The 21,740-nt window shown below is 67.8% G+C and carries 20 protein-coding genes; 4 read left to right on the top strand and 16 right to left on the bottom strand.

Features of this window, described 5'->3' with window-relative positions; all coding sequences use genetic code 11:
• Entirely contained in the window at positions 1-1,785 is a 1,785-nt protein-coding gene (locus KIH27_RS01350) for an N-acyl-D-amino-acid deacylase family protein (RefSeq protein WP_214091096.1), read from the bottom strand.
• Between the two features lie 32 nt (positions 1,786-1,817).
• Positions 1,818-2,051, bottom strand: a complete 234-nt coding sequence (gene secG / locus KIH27_RS01345) for a preprotein translocase subunit SecG (RefSeq protein WP_214091095.1) — start codon at positions 2,049-2,051, stop codon at positions 1,818-1,820.
• A gap of 126 nt (positions 2,052-2,177) precedes the next feature.
• Here secG and KIH27_RS01340 point away from each other — a divergent pair, with 126 nt between their 5' ends.
• The 3 genes from KIH27_RS01340 (at position 2,178) to KIH27_RS01330 (ending at position 4,600) form a co-directional block, all read left to right on the top strand.
• Complete coding sequence (locus tag KIH27_RS01340; RefSeq protein ID WP_214091094.1) at positions 2,178-2,468, top strand: hypothetical protein; 291 nt, start codon at positions 2,178-2,180, stop codon at positions 2,466-2,468.
• A 132-nt stretch (positions 2,469-2,600) separates the two neighbouring features.
• Positions 2,601-3,833, top strand: coding sequence for a hypothetical protein (locus KIH27_RS01335; protein ID WP_250149360.1), 1,233 nt, complete (start codon positions 2,601-2,603; stop codon positions 3,831-3,833).
• Complete coding sequence (locus tag KIH27_RS01330; protein ID WP_214091093.1) at positions 3,821-4,600, top strand: hypothetical protein; 780 nt, start codon at positions 3,821-3,823, stop codon at positions 4,598-4,600. Before KIH27_RS01335 ends, KIH27_RS01330 begins: the two co-directional genes overlap by 13 nt.
• A gap of 46 nt (positions 4,601-4,646) precedes the next feature.
• On the opposite strand, the gene tpiA is transcribed toward KIH27_RS01330, so the two are convergent.
• From tpiA to KIH27_RS01310, 4 genes are all read right to left on the bottom strand, one after another.
• Positions 4,647-5,432: a triose-phosphate isomerase gene (tpiA, locus tag KIH27_RS01325; RefSeq protein ID WP_214091092.1), complete on the bottom strand. Its 786-nt coding sequence runs from the start codon at positions 5,430-5,432 to the stop codon at positions 4,647-4,649.
• A gap of 9 nt (positions 5,433-5,441) precedes the next feature.
• Complete coding sequence (locus KIH27_RS01320; RefSeq protein WP_214091091.1) at positions 5,442-6,668, bottom strand: phosphoglycerate kinase; 1,227 nt, start codon at positions 6,666-6,668, stop codon at positions 5,442-5,444.
• Between the two features lie 14 nt (positions 6,669-6,682).
• On the bottom strand, positions 6,683-7,705 hold the full coding sequence (gene gap, locus KIH27_RS01315; protein ID WP_214091090.1) for a type I glyceraldehyde-3-phosphate dehydrogenase: 1,023 nt from the start codon (positions 7,703-7,705) through the stop codon (positions 6,683-6,685).
• Positions 7,706-7,797: 92 nt separating this feature from the next.
• Positions 7,798-9,531, bottom strand: a complete 1,734-nt coding sequence (locus tag KIH27_RS01310; RefSeq protein WP_214091089.1) for a DUF3556 domain-containing protein — start codon at positions 9,529-9,531, stop codon at positions 7,798-7,800.
• On the opposite strand from KIH27_RS01310, the gene KIH27_RS01305 reads away from it, so the two are divergent.
• Positions 9,530-10,243: a DsbA family oxidoreductase gene (locus KIH27_RS01305; RefSeq protein ID WP_214091088.1), complete on the top strand. Its 714-nt coding sequence runs from the start codon at positions 9,530-9,532 to the stop codon at positions 10,241-10,243. The genes KIH27_RS01310 and KIH27_RS01305 overlap by 2 nt on opposite strands.
• Here the strand turns inward: KIH27_RS01305 and KIH27_RS01300 are convergent.
• The 10 genes from KIH27_RS01300 to KIH27_RS01255 all read right to left on the bottom strand — a co-directional run bounded on the left by KIH27_RS01300 (position 10,228) and on the right by KIH27_RS01255 (position 21,711).
• Entirely contained in the window at positions 10,228-11,019 is a 792-nt protein-coding gene (locus KIH27_RS01300) for an alpha/beta hydrolase family protein (protein WP_214091087.1), read from the bottom strand. The genes KIH27_RS01305 and KIH27_RS01300 overlap by 16 nt on opposite strands.
• Positions 11,020-11,026: 7 nt before the next feature.
• Positions 11,027-13,888: an MMPL/RND family transporter gene (locus tag KIH27_RS01295; protein WP_214091086.1), complete on the bottom strand. Its 2,862-nt coding sequence runs from the start codon at positions 13,886-13,888 to the stop codon at positions 11,027-11,029.
• The gene (locus tag KIH27_RS01290; protein WP_214091085.1) at positions 13,885-14,331 is read right to left on the bottom strand and encodes an MmpS family transport accessory protein; all 447 of its coding nucleotides are present in this window, start codon (positions 14,329-14,331) and stop codon (positions 13,885-13,887) included. Before KIH27_RS01290 ends, KIH27_RS01295 begins: the two co-directional genes overlap by 4 nt.
• 132 nt (positions 14,332-14,463) lie before the next feature.
• Positions 14,464-15,441: a DNA-binding protein WhiA gene (gene whiA / locus KIH27_RS01285; RefSeq protein WP_214091084.1), complete on the bottom strand. Its 978-nt coding sequence runs from the start codon at positions 15,439-15,441 to the stop codon at positions 14,464-14,466.
• Positions 15,438-16,520, bottom strand: a complete 1,083-nt coding sequence (locus KIH27_RS01280) for a gluconeogenesis factor YvcK family protein (RefSeq protein WP_214091083.1) — start codon at positions 16,518-16,520, stop codon at positions 15,438-15,440. Before KIH27_RS01280 ends, whiA begins: the two co-directional genes overlap by 4 nt.
• Positions 16,517-17,422 (bottom strand): RNase adapter RapZ, encoded by a 906-nt coding sequence (rapZ, locus tag KIH27_RS01275; protein WP_214091180.1) that lies wholly within the window; start codon positions 17,420-17,422, stop codon positions 16,517-16,519. Before rapZ ends, KIH27_RS01280 begins: the two co-directional genes overlap by 4 nt.
• Positions 17,423-17,454: 32 nt before the next feature.
• On the bottom strand, positions 17,455-19,434 hold the full coding sequence (gene uvrC, locus KIH27_RS01270) for an excinuclease ABC subunit UvrC (protein ID WP_214091082.1): 1,980 nt from the start codon (positions 19,432-19,434) through the stop codon (positions 17,455-17,457).
• Between the two features lie 65 nt (positions 19,435-19,499).
• The gene (locus KIH27_RS01265; RefSeq protein ID WP_214091081.1) at positions 19,500-19,985 is read right to left on the bottom strand and encodes a PH domain-containing protein; all 486 of its coding nucleotides are present in this window, start codon (positions 19,983-19,985) and stop codon (positions 19,500-19,502) included.
• On the bottom strand, positions 19,982-20,434 hold the full coding sequence (ribH, locus tag KIH27_RS01260) for a 6,7-dimethyl-8-ribityllumazine synthase (RefSeq protein ID WP_214091179.1): 453 nt from the start codon (positions 20,432-20,434) through the stop codon (positions 19,982-19,984). The genes KIH27_RS01265 and ribH overlap by 4 nt, the downstream gene beginning before the upstream one ends.
• 20 nt (positions 20,435-20,454) lie before the next feature.
• The gene (locus KIH27_RS01255) at positions 20,455-21,711 is read right to left on the bottom strand and encodes a bifunctional 3,4-dihydroxy-2-butanone-4-phosphate synthase/GTP cyclohydrolase II (protein ID WP_214091080.1); all 1,257 of its coding nucleotides are present in this window, start codon (positions 21,709-21,711) and stop codon (positions 20,455-20,457) included.
• Positions 21,712-21,740: the final 29 nt, after the last annotated feature.

The following is a 21,740-nucleotide window of genomic DNA, read 5'->3' as shown; positions in this document are numbered from 1 at the left end:
TCAGCGCGTCGCCCCGGCGGCGGGCAGTTTCACCCCGGCCTTGAGGTAGCGCCCGGTCTGCGCGGTGCGCCCGTAACCGTCGACGAACTTACCGTTGGCGAACACGATTTTGCCGCCGACCGCGGTGGCCACCACCGCGCGGTCGTTGCGGTTGACCATCCGCGACAGCCCGCCGAAGAACGGAGCCGGCGCCTCGTGGTACTCGGCCAAGGAGTCGTCCAGCCCGGCCGGGTCGATGACGACGAAGTCGGCGCGGTCGCCTTCGCGCAGGTAGCCGGCGTCCAGTCCGAACCAGCTGCCGAGTTCACCGGTGAGCCGGTGCACCGCGGCACCCAGCGACAGCACCGGGGTGCCGGCCCGCTCGGCGTCGTGCATCCGCTTGAGGAAACGGAGCGCGAAGTTGTAGAACGCCATGTTGCGCAGGTGCGCACCGGCGTCGGAGAAGCCCATCTGCACGTTCGGGTCGGTGGCGATCTTGTCCAGCACCGCCGGCCGGTGGTTGCCAACGGTGGTGGTCCAGCGGACGTTCTTCTCGCCGTTGGCGACCAGCACGTCGAGGAAGACGTCCAGTGAGTGCAGGCCGCGTTCGTCGGCGATCTGACCGAAGGTTTTGCCGACCAGGGTGGCGTCGGGGCACTCGACGATGGTGGCGTCGTGGAAGTCCTTGTGCCACAGGCCCGGCATGTGCCGTTTGAGTAGGAACTCGCGGCGGAACTTGCGCCGGTAGTTCTCGTCGGCGAGCAGTTCGTTGCGCTGGAGCTGATCCCGCAGGTGCAGGGCGGCGGTGCCGGCGCCGAACTCCTCGAACACCGGCAGGTCGATGCCGTCGGAGTACAGCGTGAACGGCACCGGCAGGTGCTGGAACTTCACCTTGGAACCGAACACGGCGTTGCCGACGGCGGCAGTGCCGCGCAGCACCAGGTCGGCACCGGGGGCGGACTTGCCGTCGGCCACCACCAGCAGGCTGATCGGGACCGCGCCGCGGCGCAGGAACCGGTTGCCCGAGGCCGCGAAGAACATCACCGCGGTCAGCGGGTTCTTCACATTCGGGGCGCTCTGCAGCAGCCGGTCGTGCTTGCGGAGCACGTCGATCAGCCGCCACCGCTCATGCCACCAGGCGTAGGTCGACGGCAGCGCCCGGGAGCGGTACCGGTCGCCGTCGAGCTTGTCGATCGCCGAGTCCATCCCGGACATGCCGAGCATGCCCGCGTCCAGCGCCCGGCCCAGCATCTCGGCCATCCGGTTGAGTTCGGCGCGACTGGGCACCGTCCAGGTGTTGGTGGCGCGGCCCAGGCCCAGCACCGCGGTGCGCAGATCCGAATGGCCCAGGAACGACGTCACGTTCGGCCCGAGCGGCAGTGCGTCGATGGCCTTGACGTAGCCCTCGGGGTCGTCCCAGGTGCGGAACTCCTCCAGGGCGGCCAGCACGTGTTTGCGCGGCACCGCCTCCACCCGGCTAAACAGGTCGGCGGCGTCCTCGTTGCTGGCGTACACCGTCGACATCGAGCAGCAGCCGAGCACAATCGTGGTGACGCCGTGCCGGACGGATTCGTCCAGGCCGGGGTTGAGCAGCACCTCGGCGTCGTAATGGGTGTGGATGTCGACGAAGCCCGGCGTCACCCATTTGCCGGCGGCGTCGATGATCTCCGGACAGTCGGTCTCATCCAGGGGACCGAATGCGACTTCGGCGACGCGCCCGTCTTTGATACCCAGGGTGGCGCGGCGGGGTTCGGCGCCGGTGCCGTCAAACCACAGGCCGTCACGAACGATCAGATCGAAGGTCACACTGTGACCCTAGTCGTGCGGCGAGACGCGGGTCACGCGTATTTGATCAGCAGGCCCATCGCGATGATCGACACGATCCAGATCGCGACGATGAACAGCGTCAGCCGGTCCAGGTTCTTCTCCACCACCGTCGAACCCGACAGGCTCGACTGCACGCCGCCACCGAACAGTGTCGACAGGCCGCCGCCCTTGGCGCGGTGCAGCAGCACCAGCAGCACCACCAGCAAACTGGTGATGACCAGGAGGATCTGCAGCGTCAAGATCATGGGCGCTACCCTACCGTGCCAGGCGATGCCGCCCCATGCCCGGTCGGATTCGGCCTGGTGAGACGGATCGGTCTCACCACGGTGTCGCCTGATAGCGTCATAAGCCGTCTGATTGGAGATGGACCGTTGACGTTACGTGTTGACCCGAACTTGCTGCGTGGCTTCGCCACTCAAGCTGATAGCGCATCAACGGCGATTAGGGACGCGGATGTCGGGAAGTTGGTTTCCGACGGCGCTGACGGTGTGTCCGGGTCGAAGACCCAGTGGATGGCGCGTCATATCGGCACGCACATAGCCTCCATCGAAGCGGCGATCGCTGATGGAGTTCGAGGCATGGGCGCTGCGGTACGTGGTGCTGGGGATCGATTCGAGGTCGAAGACGGCGAACTGTCCACCAAGTTCACGGACCTCTTTTAGCTCGTGCTGCCGTCACGACCACAACTGCAAGCCTGGAATCCGGATTCGTTGGCGCCGGCCGGGGATGCCATCGATACGGCCGGCGGATCGGTGTATACCGCGGTGCGTGGTCTTCAAGATTCGATCGACCGGATGCCCGAGGCGGGCGCGTGGGCGGGCAAGTCTCACGATGCGGCGACGGCTATGTTTTCCCGCGCAACGGAACGCGCATCGAAGTTCACCTCGTATGCCGAAGGAGTGGGTTCGGCATTCAAAGGCGGGGCAAACACCATTGGCGGTGCCCGATATCGACTGCTGCAGGCCGTCGACGACATCGACGCGGGCGAATTGCAGGTCAATGATGCCTGGGTGGTGTTGATCAAGCCGGTCCGGATGTCGGAGGAGAAGATTGCCGAATTAAAGGTCCAAGCCGCGAAGGATCAAACAGAGATCAACCGGTTGCTGTTGGCGGTCGGCGATGCCGACGACCAGGCCGCAGACGCGATGCAGGCCGCCGCGCAACGGTACGGATTTGAGCTTCCCGATCAGTCGCAGTCCTGGCTAAACCTCGGCGATCTGCCACCCGGAGATCAGGTGCCCAACCCGCGGACTCCGGATGGGTTGGAGGAGCAATCACTGATCCGCGCTACGGATCAGATGACGAACATCCGGGAGGTCAGCGATTCACTCAACTCCTACGGTGACCTCGTCACCACAGTTGCCATGCAAGATGGCAGCAAGAAAGTGATCACCCAGCACAATCCGTTTGGCGACAAGAGTAAATCGGAATTCCGCACGTGCACCGAGTACGACAAATCAGGTCATATGTTGGCCAGCACCAGTTCCTGGCATGAGCTGAGCGATGGCAGCCATCGCACAGAGATCAGTTACCCAGACGGTTCGGTGTGGGCCGTGTCGATGGATCACAGCGGTTATCTGACCAGTGGATTCATAACGCCCGATGGTCGTCGCGTCGCAGTTCCCGTGGAGATAGTCGATAAATGGTCTAGCTACGCCGGAGCTGGGCTCACCGGCTTACAAAGGCACATCGGTCGAGGCGGTAGCCTGCCGATGGTGTCAGCGGAGTCAGTCACAAAGATCGGTGGCGCAACAAAATTCGGCAGCCCAGCGCTGGCAGCAGCGACAGCAGTCTACGACGTAGCAATGGCTAACAACCTCCATGACAGGTGCGCCGCTGCAGTTGGTGGCATTGTCGGCGCCGGAAGCGCTTTTGGTGGCGAAAAGCTTGGCGCCGCCCTCGGTTCGGCAGCCGGCCCATTCGCACCCATTGCGGTACCCGTGTTGGCGGCTGCAGCTGGCTACGCCGGCGGATCCTACGGGACGGATTTCGGTAAATTTATAGGAGATATAATATGTCCGTACTGACCATGCCGAAACCGACCGGATGGCGCGACATCCGACAGACGTTCAGTTGGGCATGCTTCGGCATGTTGGGACTTTTCAGCTGGTTTATCTATTTAGGAATTGCAGCCGGAGTTCGAGGAGATTACCTGAGTGCGTTCGCAATACTCGGATTTCTGTCCGGCCTAACCGCCCCTATCGCAGGGGCAGGCCTTATCGTGTTCGGGAGAATGTCGACCCGCGTCGCCCATGACGAGAAGGGAACAACATTCCTCCCTGACCGATGTTTGAACGTGTTTTGCCTGTCAGGTTTCGTGTTACTAATTCCAGCTTGTATAGTATTGACAATTTTTATACCGCGTGGAGGAATAGCGATACCGATGTCGCGCGGCTGGCAGGTATTCTCACCCTATCTTTTTGGAATGATAGCCGTGATTGCCGCCTGCGGACTGATTTCAGCTTGGAACAGGGGCGGCGTTGGGCATTTCACGATAACTCCAAGTTATATAGAGAACGCAGATATACTGTCTACAAAATCCGTAGCATGGGAAGATGTTGTCGCCGTAAGGGATGTTGCTGACACCGCGAAGGCCCAGAACGCGATCGTGCTGAGTTTAAGGAATGGTTCCGAGCAGGTCATCCAGGGGGCAGGCGCATACGTCCCACATGGCGCAGCCCTCTACTGGATGGTGCAGCACTACTTTCGGCATCCTGAAGACCGCCCAGAACTGACCGATGGCCGGGCCATCGACCGCCTCCGCGGCGGACTTTTCGATGTCGACCAGCAGTGATACCGGTTAGAAAAACTCCCACACCCAAGAGGTCAGCTGATCCGCGTCACGGCAGCGGCCCGCCGGCGGCCAGCGCCGCCAGGATGGCGAACTGCTCGCCGTCCAGCGACGCCCCGCCGACCAGTCCGCCGTCCACGTCGGGCTGACCGATCAGCTCGGCGACGTTCTTGGCGTTGACCGAGCCGCCGTAGAGCACCCGGACGGTCTCGGCGATCTTCGGGGTGGCCAGCTTGCCCAGTTCGGCGCGCACCGCGGCGCACACCTCCTGCGCGTCGGCCGCCCCGGCGACCCGCCCGGTTCCGATCGCCCAGACCGGCTCGTAGGCGATGACGCTCTCCGCGATCTGCTCGTTGCTCAGCCCGGCCAGCGACCCGCGCAGCTGATCCACGCAGTGCGCCACGTGGTTGCCGGCTTCCCGGATCTCCAGCGGCTCGCCGATGCAGATGATCGGGGTGAGCCCGTGCTTGAGCGCAGCCGCCGCCTTGGCGGCCACCAGGGCGTCGTCCTCGTGGTGGTACATCCGCCGCTCGGAGTGCCCGACGACGACGAACGTGCAGCCCAGCTTGGCCAGGAACGCGCCGCTGACCTCACCGGTGTAGGCCCCCGAGTCGTGGGCGGAGACGTCCTGCGCCCCGAACGTCAGCCGCAGCTTGTCGCCGTCGACCAGGGTCTGCACGCTGCGCAGATCGGTGAACGGCGGCAGGACGGTGACATCGACCTTGTCGAAGTACTTGTCCGGCAGCGAGAACGCCACCTTCTGCACCAGCGCGATGGCCTCGAAGTGGTTGAGGTTCATCTTCCAGTTGCCGGCGATCAGCGGCTTGCGGGCCATCGGGTTCCCCTACTTGTCCAGTACCTGGATGCCGGGCAGCGCCTTGCCCTCCAGGTATTCCAGTGACGCACCACCGCCGGTGGAGATGTGCGAGAAGTCGTCGTCGGGCAGGCCGAGCGCCCGCACCGCGGCCGCGGAGTCCCCGCCGCCGACCACGCTGAACGCGCCCTTGCCGGTGGCCGCCGCGATCGCCTCGGCCACGCCCTTGGTGCCGGCGGCGAACGCCGGGAACTCGAAGACGCCCATCGGGCCGTTCCAGAAGATGGTCTTGGCGTTGGACAGCAGCGCAGCGAACCGCTCCACCGAGCCGGGACCGATGTCCAGACCCATGGTGCCCTCCGGAATCGCCTCCGCGGCAACGGTTTGCGCAGTCGCATCGGCGCTGAACTTATCGGCCACCACGATGTCGACCGGCAGTCGCAGCACGTCGGCGTAGTCGTCGAGCAGTTGCCGGCAGGTGTCCACCATGTCGGCTTCCAGCAGCGAGTTGCCCACCGAATAGCCTTGCGCGGCAAGGAAGGTGAAGCACATACCGCCGCCGATCACGATGCTGTCAGCCTTGGCGGCCAGCGACGTGATCACACCCAGCTTGTCGGAGACCTTCGAGCCGCCCAGCACCACCGCGTAGGGGGCTTCGCCCTCACCGGCCAGCTTCTGCAGCACCGCGACCTCGGCCGCGACCAGCTTGCCGGCATACGACGGCAGCAGCGTGGCAACGTCGTAGACCGAGGCCTGCTTGCGGTGCACCACCCCGAACCCGTCGGAGACGAACGCACCCGGCGAACCGTCCGGCGCGGCCACCAGTTCGGCCAGCTGACGGGCCAGCGCACCGCGCTCGGCGTCGTCCTTGCTGGTCTCACGCGGGTCGAAGCGGATGTTCTCCAGCAGCAGCACGTCGCCGTCGGTCAGGCCCTCGGCCCGGGCCAGCGCGTCGGTGCCGACCACGTCGCCGGCCAACTGCACGTGCCGGCCCAGGTGCTCCCCGAGCGCGGTGGCGACCGGCGCCAGCGAGAACTTGGCTTCCGGCCCGTTCTTCGGGCGGCCCAGGTGCGCGGTGACCACGACCTTGGCGCCGGCCTCGACCAGTGCCTTGATCGTCGGCACCGAGGCGATGATCCGCCCCGGATCGGTGATGTTCGCGTCGTCGTCGAGCGGGACGTTCAGGTCGGAGCGCACCAGCACGCCCCGACCCGACACACCCTCGGCGATCAGATCGTCGACAGACTTGATTGCCATCGTCGGTGGCGGCTTTACAGCGACTTGCTGACCAGCTCGACCAGGTCAACGAGGCGGTTGGAGTAACCCCACTCGTTGTCGTACCAGGAGACGACCTTGACCTGGTTGTCGATGACCTTCGTCAGGCCGGAGTCATACAGCGAGCTGTGCGGGTCGGTGACGATGTCGGACGAGACGATCGGCGCGTCGTAGTACTTCAGGATGCCCTTCATCGGACCGTCCGCAGCGGCCTTGTAGGCGGCGTTGATCTCCTCGACGGTGGCCTTCTTCTTCAGGTCCACGGTGAGGTCGGTGACCGAGCCGGTGGGGATCGGCACCCGCAGCGCGTAGCCGTCCAGCTTGCCCTGCAGCTCCGGGAGCACCAGGCCGATCGCCTTGGCGGCGCCGGTGCCGGTCGGCACGATGTTGATGCCGGCGGCACGGGCACGACGCAGGTCGGAGTGCGGGCCGTCCTGGAGGTTCTGGTCCTGGGTGTAGGCGTGGATGGTGGTCATCAGGCCGTGCTCGATGCCGAACTCGTCGTTGAGCACCTTGGCCAGCGGCCCGAGGCAGTTGGTGGTGCAGGACGCGTTGGAGATGATGTTCTGGCTGCCGTCGTACTTGTCGTCGTTGACGCCGAGCACGATCGTGATGTCCTCGTCGGAGGCCGGCGCGGAGATGATGACCTTCTTGGCGCCCGCGTCCAGGTGCCCCTGCGCCTTGTCCCGCTTGGTGAAGATGCCGGTGGACTCGACGACGACGTCGACACCCAGGTCACCCCAGGGCAGGGCGGCCGGGCCCTCCTTGACCTTCAGCGACTTGATCTTCTTGTCGCCGACGACGATCGTGTCGTCGCCTTCCAGGGACACGTCCTGCGGCAGCCGGCCCAGGATCGAGTCGAACTTCAGCAGGTGGGCCAGCGACTTGTTGTCGGTGAGGTCGTTGACCGCGACGATCTCGATGTCTGTGGCCTTGCCCTGTGCCTGCTGGGCGGCGACCGCCCGGTAGAAGTTGCGACCGATACGGCCGAAACCGTTGATGCCTACCCGGACCGTCACTGCTCTCTCCTTGTGTATGCGCTGCTGGTGTACTGCCTGTCAGCCTAGTGCGTGACGGGGCGCACAGCGCAGGGACGTGCAGAAAGCCGGCTTCAGCGGTCCGAACCCACGGTGACCTGCACCGGGAACTCATCGGGGGGCTCCGGCCACGGCTGGCGGGTCAGCATGTCGGCGATCGCGACACGCCCGGCCTCGACCAGCCCGGTCTCGGCGTCGACGATCCGGTAGGCCTGCCACTGGTGCTGGATCGGCTGGCCCTCCAGCACGATCACCCGCACGTCGCCCGCGGCGAATCCGCAGCGCCGCTGCACCGCCGCCAGCAACTGCTCGTTGTGCAGGTGCCCCTCGCCGAAGTTCCAGCCGACCAGCGGCCCGGCGACGATCTCGCCCTCCCGGATGACGTAGTCGGTGTCGTCGGGATCCGCCCCGAGGGCCCGCGGGAGCAGCCCGTTGAGCGCGCGGCCGTGCAGGTGCATGGCGCGGAACGCCGCCGGCACCTTCTCCCCGACCAGTTCGGCGGTCTCCGGGCCGTAGAGCCGGGTCAGCTGGTTGATCACCAGCGGCGCGCTCTTGACGACGCGCTCCTCCAGGCGGTCTTCGGCGCCGGGCTTGAAGCACCACAGGCTGGTGGCCCAGTTGCCGGCGTAGTAGCGCATCGCCGGCAGGAACGAGATCTGCTGCGGGAACAGGTTGCCGGCGATCGGCACCGCGGCCAGCCCGATCAACAGGATCACCAGCAGCGGCGGCGAGCTCAGGTCGTAGACGCGGGTCGAGCCGTGCGCGCCGAACAGGAAGAACAGCGAGAAGATGAAGAAGACGTTCCACTCCAACGGCACCCCCATCGGGAGGTTGGAAATGATGTTGAGGTGGAAGACCACCATGAATCCGATCAGCGCCCACCGCCACGGCTGATCGGCGGCGACGAGCACCAGTACGCCCGGGATCAGCAGTTCCGCGGTGGTGCCGCCGACGTGCGCCATCAGCGCCGGTAACCGCGACGGCCGCAGGTCATCGACCGGATCGCGGTACAGCGCCCGCTTGAACGGTGCGAACAGCCTGGGGCGCAGCAGGGCGTTGTTGCTGGTCATCACCGCCACGACGTACGGGAAGTGGTGGTTGAGTTTGGACGTCGCGGCCCCCCACCACAGGCCGAGCATGATGATCTTGAATGCGGCGATCTGATCGGTGCAGCTGAAGAAGAACACGAACAGCGTCAGCCAGTAGTGCTCGGCGCGGGCGGCCAGGAAGATCGTCTTGTCGCGCAGGCCGGCCAGCACGACCGTGACGATCAACGGCACCACCACCGCAGGACGCAGCAGTCCGTCCGCTCCGGGCGACAGCAGCGCCCACACCGCCGACGCCAGCACGGCCGCGTACAGCACGACGTCGAGCACGGTGCGGGTGTCACCGGCGGTCAGCGGCACCCGGCCCGGCCACGGCGGCAACCGGATGGTGCCCGGCCGCAGCCAGTACAGGAAGCCGCCGATCGGCGGCCAGAACCGCCCGGTCAGCGGACCGGAGCCGCAGCCCAGGCCCAGCACCTCGAACAGCAGCGAGAAGATCACCAGTTTCTGGTAGACGATCGGCTGCGTCCACCAGTCACCGATGCGGCTCAGCCCACCCAGTCCCGGGGTGAGTGCGATCAGCGCGGCGGCACCACCGGCGTACAGCCCGATCTTGAACAGGTACAGCAGGTAGACCGCGGAGGGTGTGCCGAAACCGTGCTGCGCCCAATCCCGGCTGAGGATCTGGATGCGGGTGGCGCGCGGCAGGGTGTGCCAGGTCTGCGGGTCGATGTCGGGGAGGGCCGGTCTGATGAATCCCATGGTGAAAATCACCCTAGGCGGCGACGCCCCGCGTAAGGCCGGAATGCGTGAGCCGGCACCGGTGTTGGGCATTGCCGTGCGCATCGACACCTGGTCTGACGTGGTCTGCCCGTTCTGCTACATCGGCAAGCGGAAACTGGAGGCGGCACTGACCCAGACCGGGGTCGACGCCGACGTGCACTGGCACAGTTTCGAGCTGGATCCACACGCCCCGCCGGTGCTGCAGCAGCCGATGGCGGACATGCTGGCAGCCAAGTACGGGTTCGGCCGCGACCGGGCGCTGGCGTTCCTGGATCAGCAGCGGGCCGCCGCGGCGGCGGTCGGGCTGGACTTCGATTATGTGAACATCAAGCGCGGCAACACCTTCAACGCGCACCGCCTGATCCACCTGGGCGAGGCGCACGGCCTGGCCGGGGCGGTCAAGGAACGCTTCCTGCGGGGGTATTTCACCGAGGGCGCCGCGATCGGTGACTCCGCAGTGCTGACCGAACTGGCCGTGGACGCCGGACTGGACCGTGCCGCGGTGACGGCGGTGCTGGCCGGCGACGCCTACGCCGACGACGTGCGCGCCGACGAACGCCGGGCCGACGAACTGGGCATCCACGCGGTGCCGCACTTCGTGATCGACGGGCGCACGGTGATCTCCGGCGCGGCCGACGTTTCGCAGTTCGTCGAGGCGCTGCGGGCCGAGTCGGCTCACTCCGAACGGTAGCCCGCCCGCAGCAACGCCGGCGGCCGGAACGGCGCCCACTGCCCCGTCGGCTGCGCCAGCCGGTCGGCGATCGCGAAGATCACCGCCGGGTTGTGTGCGAAGCCGAGATGGCTGGCCGCGACGACGATGTTCTCGGTGCGCGGCGCCGCAACAGTACGGCAGATGCGCCAGCCCACGATGCCGTCGAGCGGGGAGTAGATCGAGGTAGTGGGCACCGGCAGCGGGCCGGCGTCGGGATGCGTCCGATCCGGGTCGCGGCCCTGCAGTCCGCCGTACCAGCGCGCCCACGCCGACCAGTGCGGCCACGGCGGGAAATCGGACAGGTCCTCGGTGGCGGGTTTGCGGTCGGCGGTCAGTGCGGCGGCCAGTCGCACCGGGGTGCCCAGCGTGATGACCTGGCGGATGTCGGCCGGCCGGCGGCGGGCGATCTGGCGGGCGTAGAGACCGCCGAGGCTCCAACCGATCAGCGAGATCGGGACGCCAAAACGGCCGGTGAGCTCATCGAGTCGGGCCGCCATGCCGCGGGTCGCCGCGCCGGTGGGGCCGTCGTTGCGACCCAGCCCCCAACCGAAGGTGCGGTAGCCGAGTCGGCGCAGCACCGATCGCAGCAGCGCCGTCGAGGAGTCCGCCGAACCCAGTCCGGGTAGCACCAACACCGGATGACCGTCACCGCGCGGCAGCAGTGCCAGCAGCGGTGCGCCGGCGGCCAGCAGCCCGAAATCGGCGACAGCCCGGGCCGGTTCGGTCAGATAGAGCAGGCGTCCGGGCACGGCCATCCCCCGATTATGGGCCCTGGAGCAGTTCGCGCACCGATTGGCGGGTTCCGTAGGCCCGCAGCATCGCGCTGGCCGGTCGGGGCCGGACCGACAGCGGCCACCAGAACCAGCGCCCGAGCAGCGCCGCGATCGACGGGGTCATGAAGGAGCGGACGATCAGCGTGTCGAACAGCAGCCCCAGCCCGATGGTGGTGCCCACCTGACCGAGGATCACCAACTGGCTGAACGCGAACGTGGACATGGTGGCGGCGAACACCAGCCCGGCCGAGGTCACCACCGAACCCGACCCGGCCATCGCCCGGATGATGCCGGTGTTCAGCCCGGCGCCGATCTCCTCCTTGAACCGGGAGATCAGCAGCAGGTTGTAGTCCGACCCCACCGCCAGCAGCAGAATCACGGCCAGCGCCAGCACCACCCAGTACAGCTCGATGCCGAGAATGTCCTGCCACACCAGCACCGACAGCCCGAACGAGGCGCCCAGCGACAGTGCCACCGTGCCCACGATGACGATCGCGGCGACCAAGCTGCCGGTGATGAACATCATGATCAGCAGGATCAGGCTCAGCGCCGCGACGCCGACGATCATCAGGTCGTACTTCACCATCTCCTGGATGTCCTTGTAGGTGGCCGCGGTACCTGCGATGTAGAGGTGGGAGCCCTCCAGCGGGGTGCCCTTCACCGCTTCTTTCGCCGCGTTGCGGATGGCGCTGATGTGCGAGATGCCCTCGGGCGTCGCCGGATCGCCGTCGTGGGTGATGATCATCTGCGCGCCCCGGCCATCGGGTGACACGAACAGCTTCAGGCCCCGCTTGAAGTCGGGGTTGGCGAACACTTCCGGTGGCAGATAGAAGGAGTCGTCGTTTTTGGCCTTGTCGAAGGCCTGCCCCATCGCGGCCGGGTTGTCGTTGGCGAATTCCGCCTGGCCGTTGATCCCGGAATTGGTGGCGTAGTTCGACAGGGTAAGTTCCAAATTCTGCAGCTGGTCATCGATCTGCGGTGGCAGCAGTGCTATCAGCTGCGGTTGCAGCGCGTCCAACTTGTCCAGACTCGCGGTGATGCTGGCGAACTGTTCGCCGAGCTGATCGACGCTGTCGGCCGTGTCGAAGCCGTTGCGGAGGGCGAAGCACAGTGGGATGTCGTAGCAGTGCGGCTCCCAGTAGAAGTAGCTCTGGATCGGCCGGAAGAAATCCAGCAGGTTCGCGATCCGGTCCCGCATCTCGTTGATGATGACGATCGTGTCCTGAAAGCTCTGGGTCTGCTCGTGGGTGGCCGCGGCACTCTGCTGCTGCAGGCTGTACTGCTGCCGCAGAATGCCGATGGTGTCCCGCAGGATGCCGGCCTGCTTGAGCAGGTCAGCCGCACGCTCCTTCTGGAACTGCAGGTTCATCACTTGCCCGACACTCGGCTGGCTGAGTTGAAACGGGATCGAACTATGGTCCAGCGGCACCCCCAGCGGTCGCGTGATCGCCTGCGTCTTGGCGATGCCGGGGGTGTGGAAGACGTTTTTGGCGATCCGTTCGAGCACCAGCATGTCGGCTGGATCGCGCAGGTCGTGGTCGGCTTCGACCATCAGCAGTTCGGGGTTGAGGCGGGCCTGCGAGAAATGCCGTTCCGCGGCCGCGTAGCCGACCTTGGCCGGGGTGTCGTCGGGCAGATACGGCTTCGAGTCGTAACTCGTCCGGTATCCGGGCAGGGCGAGTAGGCCGATCAGGGCGACCGCGATCGTCACCACCAGAATCGGCCCCGGCCAACGCACGATGGCGGTGCCGATGCGCCGCCACTCCCGGGTGCGCATCGCGACCTTCGGCTCGAACAACCCGAATCGGCTGCCGACGGCCAGGACGGCGGGAGCCAGGGTGAGCGCGGATGCCACCGAGACGATCATGCCCACCGCGGCGGGCACCCCCATCGACTGGAAATACGGTTGGCGGGCGAACGTCAGGCAGTAGACGGCGCCGGTGATGGTCAGGCCCGACCCCAGTACGACGTGGGCGGTGCCGTGGAACATGTCGTCGAAGGCGGTCGCGCGGTCCTCGTGGATGCCGCGGGCCTCCTGGTAGCGCCCGACGAAGAAGATCGCGTAGTCGGTTCCGGCGGCGATCGCCAGCAGCGTCAGGATGTTCACCGAGAACGTCGAGAGCTCGATCAGGCTGTAGTTGCCCATGACGGCAACGACGCCGCGCGCCGCGGCCACCTCGACCAGCACCGTGATCAGCACCAGCAGTGTGGTGACCAGGGACCGGTAGACCCACAGCAGCATCACCACGATCACCGCGAAGGTGATCAGGGTGACCTTCAGGATGCCCTCGTTGCCGACCTCGAACTGGTCGGTGATCAGCGGTGAGGCGCCGGTGACGTACGCAGTGACGCCCGGCGGCGCCGGGGTGCGCTGCACGATGCGCCGCACGGTGTCGACGGATTCGCTGGACAGCGCGTCACCTTGATTGCCGGCCAGATACACCTGCACCAGTGCGGCCTTGCCGTCGGTGCTCTGCGCGGCCGACGCCGTCAACGGATCGCCCCAGAAGTCCTGAACGTGCTCGACGTGCTTGGTGTCGGCCTCGAGTTCGCCGATCAGCGTGTCGTAGAACCGGTGGGCGTCGTCGCCGAGGGGGGCGTCGCCCTCCAGGACGATCATCGCCGCGCTGTCGGAGTCGAATTCCTCGAACACCCTGCCGATGTGTTTCATCGCCTGCAGCGACGGCGCGCTCGGGGAGCTCATGCCGACCTGATGGGCTTTGGCGACGGTCTCCAGGTTCGGGACGACGATGTTCGTGATCACGGTCAGGGCCAGCCACACACCGATGATCGGCACCGCCAGCATCCGGATGCTGTGCGGCAGGCGCCGTCGGGCCTGGTGTGCACTCATCCGGATTTATCCAGGCAGAACGTGTAGGCGCGCACCTCGTGGACGGTCCGCTCGGCTTTGACCTCGTCGTTGATGACGATGCGGCAGCCCAGCATGTCGCCGTCGCCCTGGGCGGTCAGGTTGGCGATGACCGCGGGGTCGGTGGTGGTGATCTCGTAGCGCCAGGGCAGCAGCGCGTGGTCGACCCGCTGCGGCGCGGCATGGATGTCCTGGTAGTTGATCGTCGCGGTGGCCCCGGCTGCACCGAAGACCTCGTAGACGACGTGCTTGGGGTTGAACGGGGTGCTGTCGTTCAGGACGCCGGTCGGGGTGGAGGTGTCGTTGTGCGATCCGAAGATGCCGTGCAGCCGGTAGACGGTACCCCCCGCGAGTGCCAGCACGACGACGGCCACCAGCGGCATCCACCCGCGCCGGGCCAGCCTGCTCACCGAAATCCGCTGCACCCGTAGACCCCCTCGACAACCGGCGGCACGATCGCTCGGGCGAAGGTCGGCGTGGGCCCCTTCGGGCGGGGATCGACAGCTAAACGCTACTGTGCCGAGCCACCCCGGGCGGCGGATTCGGGTTTACCGGGGTCAGGCGTCTTCCAGCAGTTCCGGGGTGACCGCGGACTCGGTGTCGGGGATGCCGTCCTGTTTGGCCTTGCGGTCGGCCATCGACAGCAGCCGGCGGATGCGCCCGGCGACGGCATCCTTGGTCATCGGCGGGTCAGCCAGCCGACCCAACTCCTCCAGTGACGCCTGCCGGTGCTCGACCCGCAACTGACCGGCCGTCGCCAGATGATCCGGCACGGTGTCACCGAGGATCGCCAGTGCCCGCTCCACCCGCGCGGCCGCGGCCACCGCGGCGCGGGCCGACCGGCGCAGGTTCGCGTCGTCGAAGTTGGCCAGCCGGTTGGCCGTCGCCCGGACCTCGCGGCGGATGCGGCGCTCCTCCCAGACCAGCCGGGTGTCCTGGGCGCCCATCCGGGTCAGCAGCGCGCCGATCGCCTCGCCGTCGCGGACCACCACCCGGTCGGCGCCGCGCACCTCACGGGCCTTCGCGCTGACCCCCAGCCGGCGGGCCGCGCCGACCAGGGCCAGGGCGGCCTCCGGACCCGGGCAGCCGACCTCCAGCGCCGACGAGCGGCCCGGCTCGGTGAGCGACCCGTGCGCCAGAAAAGCTCCGCGCCAGGCGGCTTCGGCGTCGGCGACGCTGCCGCCGACGACCTGCGCCGGCAGCCCCCGCACCGGGCGGCCGCGCAGATCCAGCAGGCCGGTCTGCCGGGCCAGCGCCTCGCCGTCCTTGGTGACCCGCAGCACGTAGCGGGTGCTCTTGCGCATCCCGCTGGCCGTCAGCACGTGCACGATCGCGCTGTAGCCGTACAGGTCGAAGATGTCCTTGCGCAGCCGGCGGGCGATGACCCCGGCATCCACCTCGGCTTCCACCACCACCCGGCCGGCCACGATGTGCAGCCCGCCGGCAAAGCGCAGCAACGCCGCCACCTCCGCGCGGCGCGCACTCACCGACGTGACCGCGAGACGGCTCAGCTCGTCTTTGACTTCGGCCGTCATCGCCACGACTCGTTACCTCCCGGCCCGATCCCGCTAGGTCCACTCACGCCGGTTCGCCGGCCCCCACCCTCGACCTGCGGCGGAACAGGGGTCGGGACCGTCAACGACGCCGTACCGGCGTCCCGGACCCCGTCCAAGGCTGCCGCCAGCTTGCCCGGGTCATGTAAAGGTGTACCAGGTCGGGCGACATCGACGAACCGAACCTCGGCGGCGAACACCGCCGCAGCCCGCCGCAACTGGTCGCGCTCCCGCTCGCTGGGCACGTGGCCGGCGTCGACGATCACATGGTCGACGCTGAAACCCTGCGCGTGCTGGCCGAGCACCTGAAGATGCCGCTCAGCGGAGAAGCCGGCCGTCTCCCCCGGTTCAGCCACCAGATTGAGCACCAGCGCCCGTCGCGCCTTGGTCGCCTGCAGCGCCGCGGCCAGGCCCGGCACCAGCAGGTGCGGGATCACGCTGGTGAACCAGGACCCCGGGCCCAGCACCACCAGGTCGGCGGCCATGATCGCGTCGACGGCCTGCCGGGTGGCCGGCGGGTTGCCCGGCAGCAGCCGGACCCGGCGCACCTTGCCCGGGGTGGTGGCGATCGCGACCTGACCACGGATCATCCGCGGCAGCCGCGGGTCGGCGTCCAGCCCGGAGACGTCGGCCTCGATCTGCAGCGCGATCGGGCACATCGGCAGCACCCGGCCCTTGACACCGAGCATCCGGCCCACCTCGTCGAGCGCGGCAACCGGGTCGGCCAGCACCTCGTTGAGGCCGGCCAGCAGCAGGTTGCCGATCGGATGCCCGGCCAGCGCCCCGGTGCCGCCGAACCGGTGCTGCAGCACGGTCGCCCACAGTCGCCCGGTCGGGGTGTCGGACGCCAACGCCGCCAGCGCCATCCGCAGGTCCCCCGGCGGGATCACGTCCAGTTCACTGCGCAGCCGGCCCGACGACCCGCCGTCGTCGGCGACGGTCACCACCGCGGTGACGTGCGGGGTCAGCCGGCGGGCCGCCGACAGCGTCGCGTACAGCCCGTGCCCGCCACCGAGTGCGACGATGGCCGGGTTCGCGCCCGGTCCGGTGCTCAGCGTCATTCGCGGCCCAGATCCCGGTGCAGCACCCGCACCGCCAGTTCGTCGTGGGTGTCCTCGGCATCCAGCAGCCGGGCCAGCGCCTCGGCGATCGCCACGCTGCGATGCTTGCCGCCGGTGCAGCCGATCGCCACCGTCATGTACCGCTTGCCCTCCCTGCGATAGCCGCCGACCACCAGCGACAGCAGCCGATGGTAGGTGGTGAGGAATTCGTCGGCGCCGGGCTGCCCGAGCACGTAGTCGCGCACCGCGGGGTGCTGGCCGGTGTGCGGGCGCAGTTCGTCGACCCAGTGCGGGTTGGGCAGGAACCGCACGTCCATCACCATGTCGGCGTCCATCGGCAGCCCGTATTTGAACCCGAACGATTCGACGGTGATGCTGGTCGGGGCGCTCACCGCGTCACCCCCGAACACCTTCTCGATGTTCTCGCGCAGCTCCCGCACGCTCAGCACCGACGTGTCGATGACCAGGTCGGCGACCGCACGCACCGGCGCCAGCATCGTCCGTTCGGCGGCGATGCCCTCGGTGAGCGTCTGGGTGCCCTGCAGCGGGTGGCTGCGCCGGTTGTGCTCGTACCGGCGGATCAGCACGTCGTCGGACGCCTCCATGAACAGCACGCTCGGGTTGACGCCGCGGGTGGCCAGTTCGGTGCGCACCGAATCCAGGTCGCCGGTGAACCCGGCCGAGCGCACATCCATCACCGCCGCCAGCTTGGTGATCCGCGAACCGGCGGCCAGGCCCAGATCCACCATCCGGGTGATCAGGTCCGGCGGCAGGTTATCGGCCACATACCAGCCCAGGTCTTCGAGCACCTTGGCCGCGGTGCCGCGACCTGCCCCGGACAGTCCGGTCACCAGGACGACGTCGATTCCCGGATCGGCCGCGACGGTGCCCGATTCCGGCATGTCCGTCGGTGGTGCCTCGCTTGTTTCGCCGCTCATCCCGACTTCCGTTGCTGTTCAGCGGTGTCCGCCGCATCGCCGGCCCCCAGCGCTTCGAGGACGGCGGCGGCGGTCGCCGCGCCGATCCCCGGAATCGAGGTGAGCTCTTCGACGGTAGCCTTTTTCAGCCGCGCCACCGACCCGAAATGCGAGATAAGCACCTTGCGCCGATGCTCGCCGAGACCGGGCACCGCATCCAGCGCAGACGCCGTCATCCGCTTCGACCGTTTGCTGCGGTGGTAGGTGATCGCGAAGCGGTGCGCCTCATCGCGGATCCGCTGCAGCAGGTACAGTCCCTCGCTCTGCCGGGGCAGGATGAGCGGATCCGGCTCCGAGGGCACCCACACCTCCTCCAGTCGCTTCGCCAGGCCGATGGCCGCCACGTCGGTGATGCCGAGTTCGTCGAGCACCGCTTGCGCCGCATTCACCTGCGGCGCACCGCCATCGACGACATACAGGTTCGGCGGATAGGCGAACTTCCGCGACTTACCTTCCGGGGCAAGGACTCCCGCCTCCTGCGCCTCCAGGTGGTGTTTGAAGCGCCGCCGGGTCACCTCGGCGATGGAGGCGACGTCGTCGGAACGCCCCTCCCCCGCAGCCTCTTTGATCGCGAAGTGCCGGTAGTCGGATTTGCGGGGCAGGCCGTCCTCGAACACAACCAGCGAGCCGACCACGTCGGTGCCCTGCACATGGCTGATGTCGACGCATTCGATCCGCAGCGGCGCATCGGCCAGTCCGAGCGCGTCCTGGATGCTCTGCAGTGCCGCGGAACGGGCGTTGAAGTCACCGGCCCGCTTGAGTTTGTGTTGCACCAGTGCGTCTTTGGCGTTGCGCTGCACGGTCTCGGCCAGGGTGCGTTTGTCACCGCGGGCGGCGACCCGCAGCGAAACGCGGGATCCGCGCAGGCCCGACAGCCAGTCGGTCAGCTCGCCGGCGTTGTCCGGCAGGCAGGGCACCAGCACCTCGCGCGGCACCGGGTTGCTGGCCTCGTCCGCGGCGTCGCCGAGTTCGGACTGATCGCCGTAGAACTGCGTCAGGAACTGCTCCACCAGTTGCCCGTCACCGGGATCTGAGGGGTCATCGGAATCTGAGGGGTCGCCGGACTTCTCGACGACCCAGCCGCGCTGACCACGCACCCGGCCGCCGCGCACGTGGAACACCTGGACCGCGGCCTCCAGGTCGTCCGCTGCGAACGCCATCACATCGGCGTCAGTGCCGTCGCCGAGCACCACCGCCTGCTTCTCCAGCGCCCGCTTCATCGCAGCGATGTCGTCGCGCAGTCGGGCCGCCTTCTCGAAGTCGAGCCGTTCGGCCGCCTCGGTCATCTGCTTCTCCAGGTGCCGGATGAAGCGGTCGGTCTTGCCGGACAGGAAGTCGCAGAAGTCGTTGACGATCTGCCGGTGCTCCTCGGCGCTGACCCGGTCGACGCACGGCGCGCTGCACTTGCCGATGTAGCCGAGCAGGCACGGCCGGCCGATCTGCTGCTGGCGTTTGAACACCCCCGCCGAGCAGGTGCGTGCCGGGAAGACCCGCAGCAGCAGGTCCAGCGTTTCGCGGATCGCCCAGGCGTGCGAGTACGGGCCGAAGTACCGCACCCCCTTCTTGCGTGGGCCGCGGTAGACCATCAGCCGCGGGTACTCCTCATTGAGGGTGACGGCCAGCACCGGGTAGGTCTTGTCATCGCGGTAGCGGACGTTGAACCGCGGATCGAATTCCTTGATCCAGTTGTATTCCAGTTGCAGCGCTTCGACTTCGGTGTTGACCACCGTCCACTCGACACCGGCGGCGGTGGTCACCATCTGCCGGGTGCGCGGGTGCAGTCCGGCGATGTCGGCGAAGTACGACGTCAGCCGGGACCGCAGGCTCTTCGCCTTGCCGACGTAGATGACCCGCCCGTGGGTGTCCCGGAACCGGTAGACGCCCGGTTCGACCGGGATGGATCCGGGTGCCGGGCGGTAGGTCGCAGGGTCTGGCACGGTTACCAGGCTAGCGACGATCGCAAGCACGACGGAGTCGGGCGCTGAGGATCGGCGCCACGGGGTCAGTCGTCGTCGCCCGGCGACACGCCCTCGTCGTCCGGTCGGTAACGGGCCAGTAGTTGCCGCACCGTGCGCATGGCCTCCACCGCGCGTTCCCGGTCGATCGACTGGATCGCCACCACCGGGAGATATTCGTCGGCGGGCAGTTCCAGCCGCGCCCACCGCTTGCCAGCCGGGAACGACACGCCGACCACCGCCGGCCACGGGATCAATCGCTCCCCGAGCACGTTGCGGACCGCCACGCCGGCCGGCCCCACCCGCAGCCGGGGCCGGGTGAACAGCAGCACGCCGCCGGCGGCGATCAGCCCGAGCAGCACCATCGCCACCTGGTCGGACGCGCGGAAGATCACCCCGCTGGCCTTGATCGTCAACAGCAGCGCCACCGCGACGTGCCCGATGACAATCAGAATCGCTGCGCCCCAGGCGAATTGGCGCATCCGGTGCGGACGCACCTGCAGGTCCCACTCAACCGTCGACGGTGCCGTCATCGGCCGCGGAGATCCCGCAGGGTCAGTGCCGTGCTCAGCGCGGCCGCCGCGGCCTGCGCACCCTTGTCCTCGGTGGAATCGGGCAGCCCGGCACGGTCCAGGGCCTGCTGCTCACTGTCGACGGTCAGCACGCCGTTGGCGACCGGTGTCGCCGCATCCAGCGAGACCCGGGTCAACCCCTGCGTCACCGCGTCGCACACGTAGTCGAAATGCGGAGTCCCGCCGCGGATCACCACGCCCAGTGCGACGACCGCGTCGTGGTTGCGGGCCGCCTCCTGGGCGACCACCGGGATCTCGATCGCCCCGAGCACCCGGACCACCGTCGGCTCGGGGATGCCGGCGTCAGCGGCCACCCGGCGAGCCCCGGCCAGCAGCGCATCGCAGATCGTGGTGTGCCAGGTGCTGGCCACGATCGCCAGTCGCACACCGGAGGCGTCCAGCGCCGGCATGTCCGGCACACCGGTGCCACTCACTGCGTCGCGCCCGGGTTGACCACGTCGTCCAGGCCGGTCAGGTCGTGGCCCATCCGGTCCCGCTTGGTCATCAGGTAGCGGATGTTCTCGGCGTTGGCACGCACCGGCAGCGGCACCCGCTCGATGATGTGCAACCCGTAGCCGTCCAGTCCGACCCGCTTGGCGGGGTTATTGGTCAGCAGGCGCATCGAGCGCACCCCGAGATCGACCAGGATCTGCGCGCCGATGCCGTAGTCGCGGGCGTCGGCCGGCAACCCCAACTCCAGGTTGGCGTCGACGGTGTCGTGGCCGGCGTCCTGCAGCTGGTAGGCCTGCAGCTTGTGCAGCAGCCCGATGCCCCGGCCCTCATGACCGCGCATGTAGAGCACCACGCCGCGGCCCTCCCGAGCCACCAGCTCCAGGGCGGCGTCCAGCTGCGGGCCGCAGTCGCAGCGCTGCGAGCCGAACACATCACCGGTCAGACACTCCGAGTGCACCCGGACCAGCACATCGTCGCCGTTGTTGTGCGGACCGGCGATCTCACCGCGCACCAGCGCGACATGTTCGACGTCCTCGTAGATGCTGGTATAGCCGACCGCCCGGAACTCGCCGTGCCGGGTCGGGATGCGCGCCTCGGCGACCCGCTTGACGTGCTTCTCGTGCTTGCGGCGCCACTCGATCATGTCGGCGATCGAGATCAGCGCCAGACCGTGCTCGTCGGCGAACGCCCGCAGCTCCTCGGTCTGGGCCATCGAGCCCTCGTCCTTCTGGCTGACGATCTCGCAGATCGCCCCGGCCGGCTGCAGCCCCGCCATCCGGGCCAGGTCGACGGCAGCCTCGGTGTGCCCGGGCCGGCGCAGCACACCGCCGTCCTTGGCGCGCAGCGGAACCACGTGACCGGGCCGGGTGAAATCCTCGGCGACCGCGCTCGGGTCGGCGAGCAGCCGCATCGTCGTCGCCCGATCGGCCGCCGAGATGCCGGTCCCCACACCGTGTTTCGCGTCGACGGTGACGGTGTAGGCGGTCCCGTGCTTGTCCTGGTTCATCGCGTACATCGGCAGCAGGCCGAGCTTGTCGCAGATCGCGCCGTCCAGCGGCACGCACAGGTAGCCGGAGGTGTAGCGCACCATGAACGCCACCAACTCGGGGGTCGCCTTCTCGGCGGCGAAGATCAGGTCGCCTTCGTTCTCGCGGTCCTCGTCGTCGATGACGACGACGGCCTTGCCGGCCGCGATGTCGGCTACCGCCCGTTCGACGGTGTCCAACTTCGTCATCTTCTGCCACCTTGTGCTCGTCATCGCCG

Source organism: Mycolicibacter acidiphilus, from assembly GCF_018455725.1.
In the GTDB taxonomy this organism is placed as follows: Bacteria; Actinomycetota; Actinomycetes; order Mycobacteriales; family Mycobacteriaceae; genus Mycobacterium; species Mycobacterium acidiphilum.
This window is presented reverse-complemented; position numbering and strand designations above follow the sequence as displayed.

Coding starts and splice junctions, on each gene's coding strand:
- secG (WP_214091095.1), bottom strand. CDS start 2,051: ATGATCTTGACGCTGCAGATCCTCCTGGTCATCACCAGTTTGCTGGTG.
- KIH27_RS01335 (WP_250149360.1), top strand. CDS start 2,601: ATGCCCGAGGCGGGCGCGTGGGCGGGCAAGTCTCACGATGCGGCGACG.
- KIH27_RS01330 (WP_214091093.1), top strand. CDS start 3,821: ATGTCCGTACTGACCATGCCGAAACCGACCGGATGGCGCGACATCCGA.
- tpiA (WP_214091092.1), bottom strand. CDS start 5,432: ATGGCCCGCAAGCCGCTGATCGCCGGCAACTGGAAGATGAACCTCAAC.
- KIH27_RS01320 (WP_214091091.1), bottom strand. CDS start 6,668: ATGGCAATCAAGTCTGTCGACGATCTGATCGCCGAGGGTGTGTCGGGT.
- KIH27_RS01305 (WP_214091088.1), top strand. CDS start 9,530: ATGGTGAAAATCACCCTAGGCGGCGACGCCCCGCGTAAGGCCGGAATG.
- KIH27_RS01310 (WP_214091089.1), bottom strand. CDS start 9,531: ATGGGATTCATCAGACCGGCCCTCCCCGACATCGACCCGCAGACCTGG.
- KIH27_RS01300 (WP_214091087.1), bottom strand. CDS start 11,019: ATGGCCGTGCCCGGACGCCTGCTCTATCTGACCGAACCGGCCCGGGCT.
- KIH27_RS01295 (WP_214091086.1), bottom strand. CDS start 13,888: ATGAGTGCACACCAGGCCCGACGGCGCCTGCCGCACAGCATCCGGATG.
- whiA (WP_214091084.1), bottom strand. CDS start 15,441: ATGACGGCCGAAGTCAAAGACGAGCTGAGCCGTCTCGCGGTCACGTCG.
- KIH27_RS01280 (WP_214091083.1), bottom strand. CDS start 16,520: ATGACGCTGAGCACCGGACCGGGCGCGAACCCGGCCATCGTCGCACTC.
- rapZ (WP_214091180.1), bottom strand. CDS start 17,422: ATGCCGGAATCGGGCACCGTCGCGGCCGATCCGGGAATCGACGTCGTC.
- KIH27_RS01265 (WP_214091081.1), bottom strand. CDS start 19,985: ATGACGGCACCGTCGACGGTTGAGTGGGACCTGCAGGTGCGTCCGCAC.
- ribH (WP_214091179.1), bottom strand. CDS start 20,434: ATGCCGGCGCTGGACGCCTCCGGTGTGCGACTGGCGATCGTGGCCAGC.
- KIH27_RS01255 (WP_214091080.1), bottom strand. CDS start 21,711: ATGACGAAGTTGGACACCGTCGAACGGGCGGTAGCCGACATCGCGGCC.